The 20,112-nt window shown below is 28.7% G+C and carries 10 protein-coding genes and 1 pseudogene; 6 read left to right on the top strand and 5 right to left on the bottom strand.

Translation table 11 applies throughout. The features are described from left to right. Positions 1-4: 4 nt before the first annotated feature. From ACULEV_RS15075 to ACULEV_RS15065, 3 genes are read right to left on the bottom strand one after another with little or no spacing between them, the layout of a single operon-like run. Complete coding sequence (locus ACULEV_RS15075; RefSeq protein WP_445455867.1) at positions 5-1,810, bottom strand: peptide MFS transporter; 1,806 nt, start codon at positions 1,808-1,810, stop codon at positions 5-7. 31 nt (positions 1,811-1,841) lie between these two features. Next, positions 1,842-3,386: a peptide MFS transporter gene (locus tag ACULEV_RS15070; RefSeq protein ID WP_445455866.1), complete on the bottom strand. Its 1,545-nt coding sequence runs from the start codon at positions 3,384-3,386 to the stop codon at positions 1,842-1,844. Position 3,387: 1 nt separating this feature from the next. Next, entirely contained in the window at positions 3,388-5,559 is a 2,172-nt protein-coding gene (locus ACULEV_RS15065) for a S9 family peptidase (protein ID WP_445455865.1), read from the bottom strand. Between the two features lie 131 nt (positions 5,560-5,690). Here ACULEV_RS15065 and ACULEV_RS15060 point away from each other — a divergent pair, with 131 nt between their 5' ends. The 4 genes from ACULEV_RS15060 (at position 5,691) to ACULEV_RS15045 (ending at position 15,194) form a co-directional block, all read left to right on the top strand. After that, on the top strand, positions 5,691-11,663 hold the full coding sequence (locus ACULEV_RS15060) for a PAS domain S-box protein (protein ID WP_445455864.1): 5,973 nt from the start codon (positions 5,691-5,693) through the stop codon (positions 11,661-11,663). Positions 11,664-11,696: 33 nt separating this feature from the next. After that, positions 11,697-13,010 (top strand): hydroxymethylglutaryl-CoA reductase, degradative, encoded by a 1,314-nt coding sequence (locus ACULEV_RS15055; protein WP_445455863.1) that lies wholly within the window; start codon positions 11,697-11,699, stop codon positions 13,008-13,010. Positions 13,011-13,109: 99 nt separating this feature from the next. Then, entirely contained in the window at positions 13,110-14,027 is a 918-nt protein-coding gene (locus tag ACULEV_RS15050) for a GYDIA family GHMP kinase (RefSeq protein WP_445455862.1), read from the top strand. 129 nt (positions 14,028-14,156) lie between these two features. After that, positions 14,157-15,194, top strand: coding sequence for a GMP reductase (locus ACULEV_RS15045; RefSeq protein ID WP_445455861.1), 1,038 nt, complete (start codon positions 14,157-14,159; stop codon positions 15,192-15,194). 540 nt (positions 15,195-15,734) lie between these two features. Here ACULEV_RS15045 and ACULEV_RS15040 read toward each other — a convergent pair. Both ACULEV_RS15040 and ACULEV_RS15035 read right to left on the bottom strand, forming a co-directional pair. After that, positions 15,735-16,310 carry a hypothetical protein gene (locus tag ACULEV_RS15040; protein WP_445455860.1) on the bottom strand — a complete coding sequence of 192 codons (576 nt, stop codon included), beginning with the start codon at positions 16,308-16,310 and terminating at the stop codon, positions 15,735-15,737. A gap of 46 nt (positions 16,311-16,356) precedes the next feature. Beyond that, positions 16,357-17,415: pseudogene (locus tag ACULEV_RS15035) on the bottom strand (RHS repeat-associated core domain-containing protein); the annotation flags it as partial. An 851-nt stretch (positions 17,416-18,266) separates the two neighbouring features. On the opposite strand from ACULEV_RS15035, the gene ACULEV_RS15030 reads away from it, so the two are divergent. Then, a complete protein-coding gene (locus ACULEV_RS15030) occupies positions 18,267-18,656 on the top strand; it encodes a hypothetical protein (protein WP_445455859.1) in 390 nt (129 codons plus the stop codon). Then, positions 18,589-19,335: a hypothetical protein gene (locus ACULEV_RS15025; protein WP_445455858.1), complete on the top strand. Its 747-nt coding sequence runs from the start codon at positions 18,589-18,591 to the stop codon at positions 19,333-19,335. Before ACULEV_RS15030 ends, ACULEV_RS15025 begins: the two co-directional genes overlap by 68 nt. The last annotated feature ends 777 nt before the right edge of the window (positions 19,336-20,112 follow it).

Genomic DNA, 20,112 nt, shown 5'->3' with positions numbered 1-20,112 from the left:
TTTGTTATCTTACACCATGCATTAGTTTTTTAATAAATGGAGACATTATTATAGAAAAAGCAGCTAAGATAAAAGATACAATAGCTAGCATCCAAAAGAAATAACTAATTCCTTTTTCGTTAGCAATTGCCTCCACGGATTCTCCAAACATACCTGCACCTTTCATTCCGATAGCTACTGCTAAATACCAAACTCCAAACATAAATGCAATCATTCTTGCAGGTACTAACTTGCTTACATAAGATAACCCAACTGGCGAGATACATAATTCACCCATTGTATGAAATAAGAAAACTAATATTAACCATATCATACTCACACTAGCAGTTTCCGCTCCTGGTTCTATACCGTTTGCTCCAAACGCTACTGCAACCATACCTAATCCTAATAAAAACATTCCAATTCCATATTTTAAATTTGCATTAGGATTATATTTACTTTCCCATACTTTAGAAAATAAGGGTGCTAAAGTTATAATAAACAATGAATTCAGAGTGGAGAACCATGTTGCAGGAACTTCGGTTAGCGGTTCATTAGTTTTAGCAATTCTTAAAAATTCTAGAGTAGCATCTGATAAATCTAAATATCCAGCAGTATAGTAATCTTTTGCAAGCATCCACAAAGCAATAAGCCAAACTATCACAAAACTAAAGCTTAAGACAATATTAGCAACTGCATATTTAGCAAATGTTTTCTTGAATAATAAATACATTACCCAGTTAATAATTAACAAAGGCACAACTGTCATAAGTGAGTTTACAATTAAAAATATGACACTAGAATTACCAGTCAAAATACGATTTGTATATTTTTCAGCAAAAACAGTTAAACTATTAGGAGATTGTTCAAATATTGCCCAAAAGAAAATAGTAATAAAAGCAAAAAATGTTACTGCAATTAATTTTTCTCTTGTTGTTTTTGAATATTGTATTAATCTATATATTAATAAGATTATAAACAATAATAAAGCTGTCACTATTGCGATACCATTTCCTTTTTCACCTAAAAAACCAAAAACATTAATAGTTCCTTTGGATATTTTTGTTACAGGAGCATTAATAATCCATAACAATCCTAATAAAGTGGAAAGTCCAATTAATCCTAATTGCCATTTTGCAAAAGGTACTCTTTTATCATTATCTTCTTTTTGCTCTTCTATAGCATCTTTTTTTACTGGTTTTAATCCAATGTTTCCAAATATATTTTGGGATAACCAAAATTGGACTAATCCTAAAAACATAAAAATACCTGCTAATCCAAAGCCATATCCCCAACCTACTTTTTCACCTAAATAGCCACATAATAGAATTCCAAAAAAAGCACCTGCATTAACACCCATATAAAATATAGTGTAAGCTCCATCTTTTTTTTCTGGACGATCTTTGTACATTTCTGAAACAATAGAGGTCATATTTGGTTTGAAAAATCCATTACCAAAAACTAATAAGACAAGACCTAAATATATTGTAAATTGTGTTTCAAAAGCCATCGAAAAATGACCTAATGTCATTAATAAAGCACCAACTACAACAGCCCATCGATAGCCAATTATTTTATCAGCAAAATAACCTCCTAACATTGTTGAAAGATATACTAATCCTACATATGACCCAAATAATGAAGAGGCTGTAGCTTGATCCCAACCCCATCCACCATCAGAAAATGAAGCCATAAAAAATAAAACTAATAACGAACGCATCCCATAAAATGAAAAACGCTCCCACATTTCAGTAAAAAATAATACAAATAGTCCCGCTGGATGACCTAAAACGGTGTCTTTAAAAAATTGATCGGTTGAATTTTGACTCATAGTTTATAATTGTAAGTTAGTTTCTTATTTTTTAGTTATTTAATTCTTTATCTACACCATGCATTAGTTTTTTAATGATAGGAGATATAATTAAAAGTAAAGCTCCAAATGCAATTCCAGTATAAAATAGGTACTCAAACAATTTCAAATAACTTTGTTTAGCAATATTTAAATCTGGTGCTAAGCCATTTGATGTGTCAACAGAAGCTATATTAGCTAATACGGAAGCAATAAACTCCGAACTTGCTGTTGCTAAAAACCAAACTCCCATCATAAAACCAACAATCTTTACTGGAGATAATTTTGTAACAGCAGAAAGACCTACAGGAGATAAACTCAACTCCCCACATGTATGTAATAAGTAAGCTAATATTAACCATATTGCGGCAACTTTACCAGCTCCTGAGATGTTAATTCCCATTACTAATGCACCAAACCCTAATCCTACAAGTATTAGTGCTAAAGAGAATTTCACAGCAGTATTTGGATTATATTTTCCTAATTTTACCCATAACCAAGCAAAAATAGGTGCTAATAATATGATAAATAATGCATTAAAGCTCAAAAACTGTCCCGCTGATAATTCAAAGCCTAAAATGTGTCTGTCTAAAATTCTATCTGCAAATAAATTCATAGAGGTATAGGCTTGTTCAAATAATGCCCAAAACACAATAGTGAATACGATCAGAATAGTAAGTGCGATTAATTGTTCTCTAGCTTTTTTGTCTAATTGAGTAATTGCATAATAAACAATATAAATAAATGATGCAGCTCCAGCAACTTGTAATGCTAAAGATACAGCATCGTGATTTTGAACCATTTGCCAAAAAATCAATGTTGATAAAATACTTCCTAAGTAAATTAACCATTCATTTTTAATTCCAAAAGTAGCTTTGTTTAAAAAGGATTGATTATTAGATTCTCCTTTACCCATAAGTAATTTTTTACCTGAAATGAATGTTAGTAATCCAAAGAACATTCCAATTCCTGCAGCACCAAAACCATAACTCCATCCGTATGACTCACCTAGCCAAACACAAACTATTGTTGCTAAGAAAGAACCAAGATTTATCCCCATATAAAATAGTGTAAATCCAGAATCACGACGTTTGTCACCAACTTCATATAGCTCACCAACTAGTGAAGAAATATTAGCTTTCAAGAAACCTACTCCTAAAATTATTAACGCTAAAGAAAAATAAAAGATTTGTAATGCAGTGTTATCTCTTGTTATTTCTCCTGTTATTGATTGTGTTGCAGCATTTCCTTCATAAGCCATTCCTAAATGACCTAAAACAAGCATAATTCCACCAAAAACAATTGCTTTCCTAAAACCTAAATATTTATCGGCAATAAAACCTCCAATGACGGGAACTGCATATACTAGAGCAGCGTAACTTCCAATTAATAAATTTCCTGAATCATCAGAAAACAAATGGTATTTTGTTAAATAAAAAATCAATAACGCTTTCATTCCGTAGAATGAAAATCGTTCCCACATTTCTGTAAAGAATAATATAAAAAGCGCTTTAGGATGCCCAAAGAAAGTTTGTTCTTGAATCGTTTTATTACTCATATTATAGTTTTTCTAGTAAAAAATTAGTCATTTTTGTATATAGTTGAAGTCTAGTTTTTCCACCATAAATACCATGATTTTTATCAGGATAAATAGCCCAATCAAATTGCTTGTTAGCCTGTACTAAAGCTTCAATCATTTTCATTGTATTTTGAACATGTACATTGTCATCAGCTGTTCCATGTATTAAGAGGTAATTCCCTTTTAGTTTTTCTACATGATTAATAGGTGAATTATCATCATATCCACTTGCGTTTTCTTGTGGAGTTTGCATGTATCTTTCAGTGTAAATGCTATCATAATATCTCCAACTAGTAACTGGTGCAACGGCAATTGCAGTTTTAAATACATCATTGCCTTTTAAAATACAATTACTACTCATAAATCCTCCATAACTCCAACCCCAAATTCCGATTCTTGATGCATCTACATAATTGTATTTTGCAATTTCTTTAGCAGCGTCAATTTGATCTTCTACTTCATATTTGCCTAATTCTTTGTAGGTGCATTTTTTAAACTCAGCACCTTTAAATCCTGTTCCTCTTCCATCAACACATATCACAATATAGCCGTTTTGAGCTAACATATAATACCAGTAATCGTTATAAGAGTTCCATTGGTTTGCAACTTGTTGTGAACCTGGTCCAGAATATTGATACATTAATACAGGGTATTTCTTTGATGCATCAAAATCTTTTGGTTTTATTGACCAAGCATTTAAAGTGTGTCCTTTAGTAGTGGTTAAAGTGAAAAACTCTTTTGGAGCAATATTGTACTTTGCTAATCTTTCTTCTGCATCTTCATTAGATTGGATTTTTTTTAATTCTTTTCCTGTTTTAGACTCATTTAGAGTGTAAAGAGGAGCATTAATGGCACTTGAATAAGAAGTAATAAAATATTGGAAATTTGGACTAAAAGTGGCATCATTTGTACCTGTCTTGTTTGTTAGTCTTTTTTTGTTTTTTCCAGTTATATTTATGGAATAAACATCTCTATTTATTGAACCATTTTCTACAGACTGATAAAATATTGTTTTATTTTTTTCATCATATCCATAATAAGAGGTTACTTCCCAATTTCCTTTAGTTATTTGATTTTGTAACTTTCCATTTTTGTCATAATGATAGATGTGATTATAACCATCTTTTTCTGAGGTCCAAATAAAACTATTATCTGTTAGAAAAGTTAAGTTATCTGTAATATCAATATAAGCATTGTCTTTTTCGTTTAAAACGATTTTCGTTTTATCTGAAGTAGCATCAATAAAATGTAAGTCTAAATTATTTTGATGACGATTCATCACTTGCGCACTTAATGTATTTGCTTCATTTGTCCATTCTATTCTTGGGATGTAAAAATCAGTATAATTACCTAAATTAATTTTAGAACTACTATTTGTTTTTAAATCATAGATATGTAAAGAAACTATTGCGTTTTTTTCGCCTGCTTTAGGATATTTAAAAACATATTGCGTAGGGTATAATCCTTCATTATATATATCCATTGAAAATTCTGGCACATCGGTTTCGTCAAAACGAATAAAGGCAATTTTGTCCCCAGTTTTGTTCCAGTCAAAAGCTTTTACAAATGCAAATTCTTCTTCATAAACCCAATCAGTAATTCCATTAATTATTGCATTTTTCTTTCCATCTTGAGTAATTTGCAAATGAGTTTGTGTCATTACATCATAAACATATAAATTATTTTCAAAAGCATACGCAATTTTGGAACCATCTGATGAAAAAGTGGGTTCTTGAATTTGTTTGTCAGTAAATTTATTTAATGATTTACTTTTAATATCGTAAATAAAATAATCAGCAGTGAAAGAATGTCTGAAAATAGGGGAAGATTTTGTTGCTAACAGTATTTTAGATTCTGTTTTATCAAAGGTATAACTATCTATTGAAGATAATTCTTGAAAATCTTTTGTGTCAATTAGAGTAGATACCTTTTCTAAGGTTGCAAAATCATACAAATCAATCTGCATGCTTCTAGAGGTTCTGTTAAAATCTAATACTGTGTATTGATTTGTGTTTTTCATGGCGTGAAGTTCATCCATCCCCTTTGTTTTAAAGGCACCAGACCAAATCTCTTCGAGTGTTATTTTTTGTTGCGCAACTATTGAAAAAGAAGCGATTAGTAAAAATAAGGTAGTAATTTTCTTAACTGTCATATTGTTTTATTTATTAAAAAACCCCCAATAATAGGGATTTTTTATCAAATATCCATCAAATTTAACTTATTTTGGTAAAGATGCATTTTTTTTGTATTTTTACGAGCTTAACTACCTGCTATTTCCTGAATATGATTAAACTTTACCATTTAATTCTATTTTCACTTTTATTTCTGATTAGTTTTCCAAATTATAGTCAGCAATATAACTTTGAAATAATAAATCAGGAAAAAGGTTTTCCCTCTTCTTCAGTTAATAAAATATTTAAATGCAGTAATGGCTTACTTTGGTATGGCTCTAATGGAACTGGTTTAATTCGCTATGATGGGAATAGTTTTATTAATTATAATAAATTCAATGATATAGAGAATTTTTTTATAACTGATATTGTTGAAAATGATGGAGAACTTCTCTTACTTACACGATATAGAGGTTTATTAGTATTTAATGGTAAAAAATTTACAAAAAGTGTAAAATATTTGTCAGTTAATGAATCTGTTGATAAAATTGATAAAATCATTAAAGTTGATACTACAGTTTATGGAATAAGTCCAAATAGAATTTATGTTATTGAACAAAATTCAACAATTCGCCCACTTTTAAATATTGAAGGAAATAAAATTACTAAAATAAATTCTGTCAGTAAATTAGAAAATAATAGTCTATTAATAGCTACTGATAAAGGATTGTTTCAATATGTTAATAATAATTTTTTTTTACTTGATTTTAAAGATAAGGATATTTGTATTACTGAAAATAAGAATACATTTAATTATGTAGGTGATGAAGAAGGTAACATTTATATCGTTCATTTTAGTAAGGGTAAATATATTTACAATAGATTAATCACAACAATTAAGGATTATTCTGGAAAAAATCTTTACATAAATAATATTTATAAAGCTGATTCTGGAAATATTTGGATTTCTGGTAAAAATTTTGAAGGAATAGGAATTGTTTATAAGAGTGGTAATTATGTTATAATAGATACAAAAAATGGATTTCCGAATACAGAAATAAATGAAATATTTGTTGAAAATAGTAGTTTGTTTTTAGGTTCAATAACTCTTGGAGTTATTCAATTTAGCAATCAAACATTTGTTAAGTATGGTGAGTTACCAGAATTAAGTACGAAATCAATATTTGCTGTTGCAGAACATAATGAAGATTTATTTGTTTACAGTAGAGATTATGGATTAAATGCTTTTAAGAAAAAAGATGTTTTTAATTTAGAATTCCGTAAAAAAATAAAATTTAATTTAAATGTTAGTGCTCTTTTAGATGTAAATAAAAAACTACTTATAGGTTCAGATAAAGGACTTTACACTTATAGCAATGACTCGATAAATGAAATAGTACCAAATATTACTGTTTCAACATTGAAGAAAGATAAAAATAATCGTATTTGGGTAACAACAATAGGTGATGGTCTTCTAATTTTAGATTCTCAATATAATATAATTAGCCATTTTTTTAAGAATACTAAAGTCACAAATACATACAATGTTGAACAAGTCAGTGAAAATGAATGGTTTGTGGCAACAGGATTAGGTTTGTATGCTTTGCGTTTCGAAAATGGAGAATTTAAAGTTAAAAAAAAGATACTGGATAAATTATTGTTTTTAAGCGCAAAAGATAAATACAATACGTTGTGGTATGCTGGTGAAAATAAAATTTATTCAATAAATAAGGAAAATAAAATAAAATCTTTTGGAACTAGCGATGGTCTTTCGTCAACATTAATTTACACCTTAACAGGAATAAATGATAATGTATTAGTTGGTTCAAATTTAGGATTAGAAAGAATTACTTCGGGTAAAAATGGAGAAATAATAAATGTAGAGAGTTTGAATTCCAGTAATATGTTTGATGGAATTGAGACAAATACTAAATCAGACTATATTGACTCTGAAGGGAATATTTATTTTGGTACAGTAAAAGGATTATATAAATATTATTTAAAAAATCAAAATCTAAACAAATCTCAAAGAGCGGCACCTATATACATAACAAAATTACTTGTAAATAATAAAGATTATGATGTAAAAGATAACGAAAATAAATATTTTAACGTTCCTAATGAAAATCATAGTTTTAGTCATTCTGACAATTCACTTAGTTTTCATATTGGTCAAATAAATAGTTCTTTAGCTCAAAACAACTATTATTCTTATAAACTTAAAGGGTTAAATGATTTTTGGACCAAACCTTCGAAAAACAAGGATATAAGTTATTATAATTTGACACCTGGTAATTATAGATTTTATGTAAAAGAAGTTGATCCATTAGGAAATGATTTAGGAAATGTTACATACTATTCATTTGTCATTGAAACCCCTTTTTATACGACTTGGTGGTTTATTTTACTTATTTGCTCATTAACAATTTTTGCTTTCAACTATCTTGTTAGAGATTCGTCTAAATATAACAAGGATTTTGTAAAAAATATATCGGAGAATGAATTACAGTATGATTTAAAAAATTATTTCTTATATTTTGGAATAATAATTATTACTACACAAATAGCTTATTTTGTTTTTGAGATTTATAATGAAAATGAGGTTATTACAAAAATTATTATTGGTTTTTGTTCTGTTTTTCTATATCTATTTTCTTATATAAATAAAATAAAGAAAAATTTAGAATGGATTTTTAGACTCTTTTTCATTCTTATTACATTGGTTGTTTTAAATAATCTAACTTATTCTGAAATCAATTTTGTTAATTTTTCCGAATTTTTACTATTACTTTTCTTCTCTTATAATGTTTTTAAAAAATTCAAAAATTACATTGTTTACACTGTTATAATTGTCTCTTTAGTACTATGTTTTTTAATTTTGGAAGACGAGAACAAAGGTATTTACATTCAGTTACTAAGCGCTTCATTCATAATTACAATTATAAATTTTTATAGAAGAATTAATTTTTTAAATACTCATGATAAATTAGTTTTTACAAATAACATTATTAATCAGTCAAATTCTCTTACTATTGCGTGTAATAAATATGGTAATGTTGTTTTCTGTAGCGATTCTATATCTGGAATATTAGGTTATACAACTGATCAAGTATTAGGGTATGAATTTTGGAACCTAACAGAAGATAAAGAGTTTGAAATGATAGATTATAATATTAAATTTCAGCCTAATATTGTTCACGTTAGAAAGTTAAAAACAAAGGACGGTGATTATAAATATATTCAATGGAGCGATTTTAAATACTCAGATGATTTGTTTATAGCAACAGGTCATGATATTACTCAAAAAATAATTGCTGAATATGAATATCAAACCTTAATTCAAAATGCACCAGATATCATTTATGATGCTAATAAACAAGGATTTATAACAATTATTAATGATGCAGCACTTCGTATCTTAGGATATAAAAAAGAAGAAATTATTGGATCTCATTTTACTAGTTTTTTAACACCAGAAGAGAAAAATAAAGCATTAAAATTTTATATTCCGGAAAACCCTGAACAAAATGATTTTGAAGCTTATGTTATACCAGTTAAAGCTAAGTCAGGAAAAATGGTTTGGTTCTCTCAAAAAGTTAGAATTAAAAGAGATTTAGATAATAATTTAACTGGTTTTTCATGTGTATTGAGAGATATTACAAACACAAAAAAACTAGAAGAGCAAATCATATATAAAAATAATATATTAACACATTTGTCTAAATACACTAATAAACTACTTCAAAAAGATGATATTGATAAAATTTTCGATAAAACTTTAGGTGGTTTTACTAAAGCAATTGAATCTGATAGAGTTTGTTTTTATGAATATGACCCAGAACAAAAAATTGTTAATCAAAAATTTGAGTGGTTTGTTAAAGATGAAACATTAAATATTAATAATCCCAATTTTCAAGGTTTAAATACTTCAGAATACCCACAAATATTTGATGCTTTATTTAAAAATAAATCTTTTCAGATCATAACAGAAAATGTAACTGATGAAGTTCATAAAAAAAGATTGCAAGACAGAGGAATACTTTCGGCTCTACTGATTCCTGTTTTTCATATAAATAAATTAATAGGGTATTTAGGGTTTGATAATTTTAAAGAAGTTAGACTTTGGGATAAGGAAGAAATAATCATCTTGGAAACATTAGCAAATAATATTGCAACTTCAATTATTAGAATTAAAAATAAAAAAGGACTTCAAGAAAGTGAGGAGAAATTTAAGTTATTAGCTAACAATATTCCAGGTGGAGTTTATCTAGTTAAATTTGATGAAAAGAGAACAAAAATCTTTCTTAATGATGAATTTGAAAAATTAACAGGTTATTCAAAAGAAGATTTTTTTACAGAAAAAGTAAGGCTTCATGAATTATATCATCCAGATGATAGAAACCGAGCTCTTCTTGAAATAGATAAAGCAATACAAAATAAGAAATCCTTTCTAGTAACAAGCAGATTAATCAAAAAAGACGGATCAGTAATATGGATTGAAGAACATGGTGAAGCCATTATGGTCGATGATACCGTTGAATATCTAGAAGGAGTTTTAATAGATGTTACAGAAAAGAAAAAAGCAGAAGAAGCTATTTTAGCAAGAGAATTAGCAGAGACCTCAAATAGAGCAAAATCTGAGTTCTTGGCAAATATGAGTCATGAAATAAGAACACCTTTAAATGGAATTATTGGATTTAGTAAATTACTCCTTAATACTAGAATTACAGAAGTTCAAAAACAATATTTACAAACAGTAAATCAGTCTGCAGAATCATTATTAGATGTGGTTAATGATATTTTAGATTTATCAAAAATAGAAGCAGGTAAATTATCTTTAGAGAACAGCAAAACTAGTTTACACAGTATTATCAATCAGTCTGTAGATATGGTTAAATTTACAGCACATCAAAAAAACATAGAACTTATTGTAAACGTTCAAGAACATATAGAATGTGATATATGGACAGATGAAGTTCGTTTAAAACAAATTTTGCAAAACTTACTCAGCAATGCAGTTAAATTTACACTTAAAGGACAGATTGAGTTAAATATAACAGCTTCAAAAATTAAGAAAAGCATATCAAAAATACGTTTTGAAGTAAAAGACACAGGAATAGGTATAAAACCAGAAAATAAAGGTAAAATATTAGAAGCCTTTTCACAAGAAGATAGTTCTACTACAAGAAATTTTGGAGGCACAGGTCTAGGCTTATCCATTACCAATAGCCTTTTGAAATTGATGAACGCTCAATTAGAGATAAATAGTGAGATAAAGAAAGGAAGTAGTTTTAGTTTTGAAGTAGAACTGAAAACAGAACCATGTGGTAATAAAAATATTTTAAATAATAATAAACTTAAAAAAGCACTTATAATAGAAGACAATCTTTTAGTTTGTGAAGTCATTGAAAGAATGTTTCGTTCTTTAAATCTACCCTGTAAAACGATTTCAACAAAAGTAGACTTACTTAATATAATAACAAATAAGGAAGAATATGACCTCATACTTATAGATTATGAATTTTTAGGTAAAAAAAATACTCATGAAATAATCGATGTTGTTAGTAAAGATCAAGACAGACATTTAATTATTATGCAAAATTCAACTTCCGATTTCATTTCAAACAAAGATTTTAAGAACATTCATAATATTATAAAGCCTTTAAAAATAAATGTTCTTCAAAACTATTTGAATAAAATAAACAATCCTTTTTTAGATAATGAAATTATCGATTTTACGTTGGTAAATGACAACAAAAATAAAATCAATATTTTAGTAGTTGAAGATAATAAAGTTAATATGTTGCTTACAAAAACTTTAGTCTCAAAAGCATTTCCAAATGCAGTTATTTCAGAAGCTTCTAATGGATTCCAAGCCGTAGAAGTATTCAAAAAAGCAAATCCAGAAATAATCCTAATGGACATTCAAATGCCAGTTATGAATGGTTATGAAGCAACAGAATTAATACGAAAAATAAATACAGATGTAATCATAATTGCGCTCACGGCAGGAGTTATTACAGGAGAAAAAGAAAAATGTTTAGACATTGGTATGAATGATTTCATTTTAAAACCTATTGATAAAGAATATTTTGAAAAAACAGTAATAAAATGGATAAAAACGGTTCATAAAATTTCCGTTTAGTATCTTTGCAGTCATTTAAAGAATATATAGTTTATGACTCAAAACATAAAGGGTTTTTCAAAATTATCTAAAGAAGAAAAAATCAATTGGATTACTGAAACCTATTTTTCTAATCCTACGGAAGCTAAGCAAATAGTTACACAGTATTGGAATGAAAGTGAAAATTTGCAAAAATTACATGATGAGTTTATAGAAAACACACTAACAAATTTTTATTTGCCTTATGGTGTAGCTCCTAATTTTGTTATAAACGACAAAAGCTATACTGTTCCTATGGCTATCGAAGAAAGTTCTGTAGTTGCTGCAGCTTCTAAAGCAGCTAAGTTTTGGGGAGAAAGAGGTGGTTTTAAGGCAACTGTAATTAGTACAGAAAAAATAGGTCAAGTTCATTTTCTGTTTAACGGTAATTTCGAAAAATTACATTCATTTTTTGAAACAATAAAACCAAAATTCTTTGCAAATACTCAGGCTTTTACAAAAAATATGCAAAAACGTGGAGGAGGAATTTTGGATATCAAATTAAAAGATAAAACAACCGAATTAAATAATTATTACCAACTTCATGCTACTTTTAATACAAAAGACAGTATGGGAGCCAATTTTATAAATACTTGTTTAGAGCAATTTGCAAAAACTTTAGAAAACGAAGCACAAGAATATTCAGATTTTAATGAAGACGAAAAAAATATTCAAGTTATCATGAGTATTTTGAGTAACTATGTGCCTAATTGTCTAGTAAGAGCTGAGGTTTCTTGTCCCGTTTCACAAATGAGCGAAGATACTTCAATCGATTCAAAAGAGTTTGCTGAAAAATTTGTAAACGCAATTAAAATTGCCGAAATTGAGCCATACAGAGCCGTTACACATAACAAAGGTATAATGAACGGTATCGATGCAGTTGTTCTTGCTACAGGAAACGATTTTAGAGCAATAGAAGCAGGAGTTCATGCCTATGCTAGTAAATCAGGACAATACAGTAGTTTATCACATGCTAAAATAGAAGATGATATTTTTACCTTTTGGATAGAAGTTCCCCTAGCTTTAGGAACTATTGGAGGTTTAACCACGTTGCATCCCTTAGTGAAATTTTCATTAGAGATGTTGGGACAACCAAGTGCAGAAGAATTAATGAAAATAGTTGCAGTTACAGGGTTGGCACAGAATTTTGCAGCAGTTCGTTCTTTAACAACAACTGGAATTCAGCAAGGACACATGAAAATGCACATTAATAACATTTTAAATCAGCATCAAGCTACTAAAGAAGAAAAAATACAAGTGTTAGATTATTTTAAAAACACAACTATTTCTCATAGCTTAGTAGTAGATTATTTAGAAAGTTTAAGATAATACTTTTTTAGGAGCTATTTCCTGCTTTACGCTGTATCTTTTATAACCTTGAGAGGTTATAAAAGGATGCCGCTTCAATCAGGGCTAAAAACAATAAACATGCAAAAACAAACCTTTTATAGCAATGGAAAATTATTGTTCACAGGAGAATATGTAGTCTTAGATGGAGCAAAAGCATTAGCAGTTCCTACTAAGTTCGGACAAAATTTAGTAGTCCATTCAGGCAGTAATAAAGAAATTCATTGGAAAAGTTTTGATTCCGATGAAACAATTTGGTTTCAAGATGTCTTAACATTCGAAGAAATCCAATTTAAAAAAATACAAGAATCAAATTCTAAAATAAAAAATACCTTATTAGAGATTTTGCACCAAGCTTTTATTCAAAGTCCAAACTTCCTTACAAATAGTAATGGCTATGTGATAGAAAGTCATTTAACCTTTCCCAGACTTTGGGGTTTAGGAACATCATCTACTTTAATTAATAATATAGGTCAATGGTTGCAAATAGATGCATTTGAATTATTACAAAAAAGTTTTGGTGGAAGTGGTTATGATGTGGCTTGTGCTCAAAATAATGAGCCTATTTTGTATGCCATAGAAAATGGGAAACCTACCACTGAAATAGTACCTTTCGATCCACCTTTTAAACAGAACATTCACTTTGTATATCTTAACAAAAAGCAAAGTAGCAAATCCGCTATTTCTAATTACATTACAAAACAACATAGAGTAGATAAAGTAATTACAAAAATAAATGCCATTACACAAGAAGTCATTCAAGTAGAAGAGGGAAGAGACTTTGCGTTATTAATGGAAAAACACCAAGCCATCATGAGCGATGTATTAGAAACTGAAACTGTAAAAGAAAAACTTTTCCACGATTTCAAAGGAGTAGTAAAAAGTCTTGGAGCTTGGGGAGGCGATTTTGTTATGGTAGTTTCAAAAAATGACCCAACAGATTATTTTATAAGTAAAGGTTATACTACGATTTTGAGTTATGAGGAAATGGTGTTGTAAATAACTTCTATTGCTAAATTAGCAAACAAAATCAGGTTATTAAGTCAAATTCTCATAAAAATATTGTTATACCAAATCATTTTGGTATTAATAAAAGAAAATAATACTTTTGAATAAAGCACTATAAAAATGAGAATAGAAACCGATTTGAAATTAGGATTTAAAGATGTTATGATTCGTCCTAAACGTTCTACATTAAGCAGTAGAGCACAAGTAGATTTGGAACGTAACTACAAATTTTTACATAGTTCAGTAACTTGGAATGGTGTTCCCATAATGGCAGCTAATATGGATACTGTTGGCACTTTCGAAATGGCAATCGCATTAGCAAAGCATAAAATATTTACCGCGATTCATAAACATTATACTATCTCCGATTGGAAGAATTTTTTAAATATGGTTTCAGATGAGGTCTTTAATTATATTGCAGTAAGTACAGGAACAGGAAAAGAAGATGAGAAAAAGATAAGAGAGATTTTTACTATTTTTCCCCAACTCAAATTTATTTGTATTGATGTTGCTAATGGATATTCGGAGCATTTTGTAAAATTTGTAAAACAAACACGTAAAAATTTTCCAGATAAAGTAATTATTGCTGGAAATGTAGTTACAGGAGAAATGGTAGAAGAATTATTACTAGCTGGAGCAGATATTATAAAAGTAGGAATTGGTCCAGGTTCTGTTTGTACCACTCGTGTAAAAACAGGAGTAGGTTATCCACAACTTTCTGCTATAATAGAATGCGCAGATGCAGCACATGGATTAGGCGGACAAATCATAAGCGATGGTGGTTGTGCCATTCCAGGAGATGTAGCAAAAGCCTTTGGAGCAGGAGCCGATTTTGTTATGCTAGGAGGAATGCTTGCTGGGCATGAAGAGAGTGGAGGTGCATTAATTGAAGAGAACGGAAAAAAATACAAACAATTTTATGGTATGAGTTCGGAAACAGCCATGAAAAAACATGTAGGTGGAGTAGCCAATTATAGAGCCAGTGAAGGTAAAACTGTAAAAGTCCCTTTTAAGGGAAAAGTGGAAGATACCATTCAGGATATTTTAGGTGGTTTACGAAGTACATGTACTTATGTAGGTGCTTCTAAATTAAAAGAGCTAACAAAAAGAACTACTTTTATTAGAGTAGCTGAACAAGAGAATAGAGTTTATAATTGATTTTTATGATATAAAAAAGCAACTCGTTTAAAAGTTGCTTTTGTTTTTTATATACTTTATGTCCACGAGCTAGAAGCTCGCAGTAGCGTTGCCGATTATTTAGAGACGCTCGCACCAGCTAGGGAACAAATTAATTTTAGGAAAAAGATTTGCCACAAACTTCTAGCAAAAACAATTGTGGCAAAATTTTTTGCCACAAAAAAAATGTCATAACTTTTTTAAAAAAATGATTGAATAGATACATCTTTTAGATTTACAAATCTACCTATACTTTCTATTTTAAGAAATTATAAAGAATAATCATTTATAAAAAACACAAAGCTACAATAAAGTAGCTTTGTGTTTTTGTATTGTGCTACGAGTTCAGGAGATCTCTTAGAGCGTATTTTATTACCCGCGTTACAAACGCTCTATTTATCTTTTTCAGTAAATAGGTGGGCTTTGTCTTTTGTATTGTGCTACGAGGTCAGGAGACCTCGTAGAGCGTACACGTTTTATTTAGAACTCTTCGGAGAGCTGGGATCGCAGAGCTTGTGTGTTTTATTTAGAACTCTTCGGAGTGCGGGGAGAGCTGGGGGTTAACAAGATAACTCCATCTTTATCAAACTTATATTTATCAAAGGAATTAGATATCTTTTCCCCTGAAATGTACTTTTCATGATTAATAGTAATTATATTTTTATCTATTTGATAATTGTAGACTCCTATTGTATCCGTTTCAGAATCTGAATCACATGTTTCTCCTATCATTATTGTATTACCATTTTTTATATTTTGATTAAAATCATAAACGAAAGAGTATTCCATTTTACAATTATAACCATAGATTTGGTAAATAATTAAATAAGTCTCATTTTTATAATAAATCATGTTACTAATACTGTAATCAAATTTTTCAAATGAAAAAGGATTAATAAAAAACAGATCATTTACAATTTTCTTAGGTAATGTAGAAGAATTTGCTTGATAAGACAATAATAATTCCAAAAAAGAAAGAGTGTCTTTTTTTGCTATTATTTCAGCAGTTTTTTCTTCTTTTAATTCATCTCTTATAAAATTAATACTATCATTAAACTCAGATTTAATATTTGAATCTTCTTTATTTCTAGATTTCATACAACCTAAAAGAAGAAAAAATAAAAAACATTTACTAAATAAAAAATTATTTATTTTCATTTTTAACTTCGGTTTGAATTAAATTATTTTTTGTTCTATCTTCATTATAAGTCTCATATGATTCTCTGATTTGACCTTCAGGTAATGGACCTTCCCAAACCTTTTTACCTGTAAATATTTCGGGATATAATGAAGTATATACTTTATCTGTTACTCTATGTGGGTGAGCAAACGTATATTTTAATAAATCACCATTTTTATCATATTTAACATTTCTCCACATTTCAACAGTCCCTACATCTGTACTGTTAGCTTCTATTGTTTTAAAAGAAGATATCTTTCCATTTATATCTCTTTTTACTTCTCCAGTTGCAATCATTACATGACCTAGATAATAAACAAAATCACCTTCTGATATTAAGTCTGGATTATTATGAACATATGCCATATGTAGCTTTTCTCCATCTTTGAAAAAATTCATCTGTACAGATGAGCCATCAGGAAGCTTATTTCCAAGTAACAACTCTTTATCTAATGCATAACCTTTTTTAATTAAGCCAGAGCAATCAATTCCAATTGAATACCCATTAGGAATCGAATAACTGTTATGTATTGAACTCACAATTTCATAATATTGAGTCCATATATCATTAGGAGTACAGACTTCATTACCTTGTTTTTTATAATGATTTGGATGATAATTTGATATGTCTCTCAAATCTGGTCTAATAGTATTTACCCAAATATTTTTATTTTCATTTGATTGAGAAATAAAACCTATACTGCCTGATACTGGATTTTTTCCTCCAAATTCATAAGGGGTTCCTATATATTTTTCAGCTTCATTAACAATTTTTGATGATTCCATTCCTTCTAATTCAATAGACATTATAGGAGAATTTGAACTGAAATGATATGGTGAATAAAAAGGGTATTTAAAATCTAACGGATCCGTTGCAAAAAACCTACCCACTCTTGGGTCGTGCATTCTAAAGGTATAATTTAACGAATTCCCTTCTCCTTTTAACTCGTCATCTTTTTCTTGTCCTTGGAAGCCGTAACGATACGCTGTGCTAGAGCTGGTGCGGCCTGGCAAGGTCATTCCAAAAGGATAGTAGTCAAAATGCGTTGATCATTAGTTTTTACAGTGCTTCGCAGTGTTATAAAAATACTAAAAATTGCACTTTTAGGCGCTTTTCGACATTTTTTTGAGCTTAAATTGGGCATTTTTTCGGCTATTTGTAAGAACGTTTTTCTATCTCAAATATAGGAATTTTTTTGAGATGGTTTTTGTGTATTTTTGCAAAAATAGTTTTTAATGAAAAAATCCAAACTGGTGCTCGTTTAACGAGTACTTACTTACTGAAAAAGATAAATAGAGTGTTTGTAACGCAGGTAATAAAACACAAAGCCACTTCATCGTGGTTTTGTGTTTTATATAAATGATAATTCCTTATCGTTTCTTAAAATAGAAAGTATAGGTAGATTTGTAAATCTAAAAGATGCATCTATTCAATCATTTTTTTAAAAAAGTTATGATATTTTTTTTGTGGCAAAATTTTTTGCCACAATTGTTTTTGCCACAAGTTTGTGGCAAATCTTTTTTCTTAAAATTATTTTGTCATAATCTTTTGATAATTAAACCCCAGCTGGTCAATATGGTAATCATCCAGAAAAATTTTATTCTGAAAAAATTTTATGGTCAAAGATAGATTACATACATATAAATCCAGTACGATTAGGATTAGTTAAAAAAATAGAAGATTATATTTATTCTAGTGCCAGTAATTATATAAATAATGAAGGACTAGTTTCAGTTGAATTAGCAGAAATACATAAGGTAGATGTTTTAAAAGAATCTTCATTTATCAAATACTTAAGTTAATAATTTTTTATATTTTAGCTCAAAGTCAGGAGACTTTTCGCAGCGGGGTTGAGCTAACTGTTGATGTTGGAATGTTAAGTTTTAACTCGACAACTAGAACTGTATATGATGTATTATCTGGCGAAACTGTATCAGCTAGTGTTTCGGTTCATACTATTGGTTGGGGATTTGAGACTACATATACAAATGCAATAGATAATAGTTTTAGAATCATAGCTGCTGGGCCGTCTATTAGCACTACCCCTGGAGTTAGTTCTACAGTAACTTCTTCAAAAGCAAGTTTTTCAGATACAAAAGTAATTTCAAAATTAAAAACAGAACAGGACTCAATAGAGTTTGCTAAGGAAAAAGTAAAAAAATACCCAAATAGTAACATATTTCAAAGATATTTAGATGGAAAAAAAGCTAAAAACAATTCTGGAAGTGGAGTCATTAAAAAAATTGACCCAAGTAAATTATAAAATACTAATATTATTTATTTTATTAACATCGTGTAATGATAGCAAATTAGATAATGAGTATAATAAATTTTTAAATGAATATAATCTAAACGCAACTATTTCAGATAAATTTATAAGTAATAAAACAATCGAAATTGATGTTGTTTTTGAAGGAGACAATAAAATTGTTGATGAAAATCATCAAAAATTATTCTGTATTTTATTAATAAATGAGTTAAATCTTTTATCAAAATTTGATATAATTAATTTTAATTGTAGTTATATTAATATTAATAAAGAGTCTGTAATTAATAAATTTAATTATGATGAGAATTTATATATATATTTAAAAGATGAAAGATTGTTAAATATATATAAGTATTGTTTAAAAAATTTTAATAAATACGATTTTTCGAAGCTTGATGGTGCGATTCAAAACGCTAGGAGTATATTTGACAATTCTGTTTTAGACACCTCTTTTTTTGAGAGCATTAAGTTGTTTAGTGATGAATGTGTTAAAGGAAATGAAAACACTAAAGCTCGATTAACATATATTGTTATTTATTCAAATTATAAAAATGCTTCAGATCCTTTTATGAAAAATATATCAAAACATATTAAAAATATTTGGGATTTTGGTGGGATGAAAGATATTGAAAATGCAGAATCAGTTCTTTTCGAAAGTTTAGAAGAGAAATAATAAGTAGCTATTCAAGTTCCTTCGAGGGTTAGACAACATTGTTAGGATAATGTTTCTAGCTAATGTTTACGAAATTATCAAAGAACAAATCTAAAGTCCAAATTGGTGCTCGTTTAACGGGTACCTACTTACTAAAAAAAGATAAATAGAGCGTTTGCAACGTAGGTAATAAAACACAAAGCCACAATAAAGTGACTTTGTGTTTTATATAAATGATAATTCCTTATCGCTTCTTAAAATACAAAGTAAAGGCGAATTTATAAATTCTATTCAATCATTTTTTAAAAAAAGTTGTGGCATTTTTTTTGTGGCAAAAAATTTTACCACAATTGTTCTTGCCACAAGTTTGTGGCAAATCTTTTTCCTAAAATTAATTTGCCACAATTTTTTGATAGTTTACCTCTGTTTTCTTTTGAATCAATTGTAATTTAAAAAGACTAAAATTCTAACCTAGCCCCGATTGTAGCTAGTTACCGTGTAACGCGGAAAGCGTGTGGAATTTTCTACTGAAAGGCTTTTGTGGTGCTCCTAAAAACTATGATTTCTTGGTTTTAACTAAGCTATAATGCTCAATCGTTCTCTTTGTACTGGTTTTACTTCGTGTTCTAAAATTTGATCTTCAAAAACGACCATTCTGTCTTTTAAAGGAAAGGTTTATGGTTTCATTGCTTTGTAAATAGGTTTAAACCAATTAAGAGAAGCCTAACAAAAGCTTTTATTGCTTTACTTGAACCAAACTGGGTTTATTATTAACTCTCCTTAAAAGGCTTTAAAACC

The organism is Flavobacterium sp. HNIBRBA15423 (assembly GCF_052655965.1).
This window is presented reverse-complemented; position numbering and strand designations above follow the sequence as displayed.

Bases quoted from the DNA above. Each gene is read 5' to 3' on its own strand.
- ACULEV_RS15050 (WP_445455862.1), top strand. From the start codon at position 13,110: ATGCAAAAACAAACCTTTTATAGCAATGGAAAATTATTGTTCACAGGA.
- ACULEV_RS15060 (WP_445455864.1), top strand. From the start codon at position 5,691: ATGATTAAACTTTACCATTTAATTCTATTTTCACTTTTATTTCTGATT.
- ACULEV_RS15045 (WP_445455861.1), top strand. From the start codon at position 14,157: ATGAGAATAGAAACCGATTTGAAATTAGGATTTAAAGATGTTATGATT.
- ACULEV_RS15070 (WP_445455866.1), bottom strand. From the start codon at position 3,386: ATGAGTAATAAAACGATTCAAGAACAAACTTTCTTTGGGCATCCTAAA.
- ACULEV_RS15065 (WP_445455865.1), bottom strand. From the start codon at position 5,559: ATGACAGTTAAGAAAATTACTACCTTATTTTTACTAATCGCTTCTTTT.
- ACULEV_RS15030 (WP_445455859.1), top strand. From the start codon at position 18,267: ATGTTAAGTTTTAACTCGACAACTAGAACTGTATATGATGTATTATCT.
- ACULEV_RS15040 (WP_445455860.1), bottom strand. From the start codon at position 16,310: ATGAAATCTAGAAATAAAGAAGATTCAAATATTAAATCTGAGTTTAAT.
- ACULEV_RS15025 (WP_445455858.1), top strand. From the start codon at position 18,589: ATGGAAAAAAAGCTAAAAACAATTCTGGAAGTGGAGTCATTAAAAAAA.
- ACULEV_RS15055 (WP_445455863.1), top strand. From the start codon at position 11,697: ATGACTCAAAACATAAAGGGTTTTTCAAAATTATCTAAAGAAGAAAAA.
- ACULEV_RS15075 (WP_445455867.1), bottom strand. From the start codon at position 1,810: ATGAGTCAAAATTCAACCGATCAATTTTTTAAAGACACCGTTTTAGGT.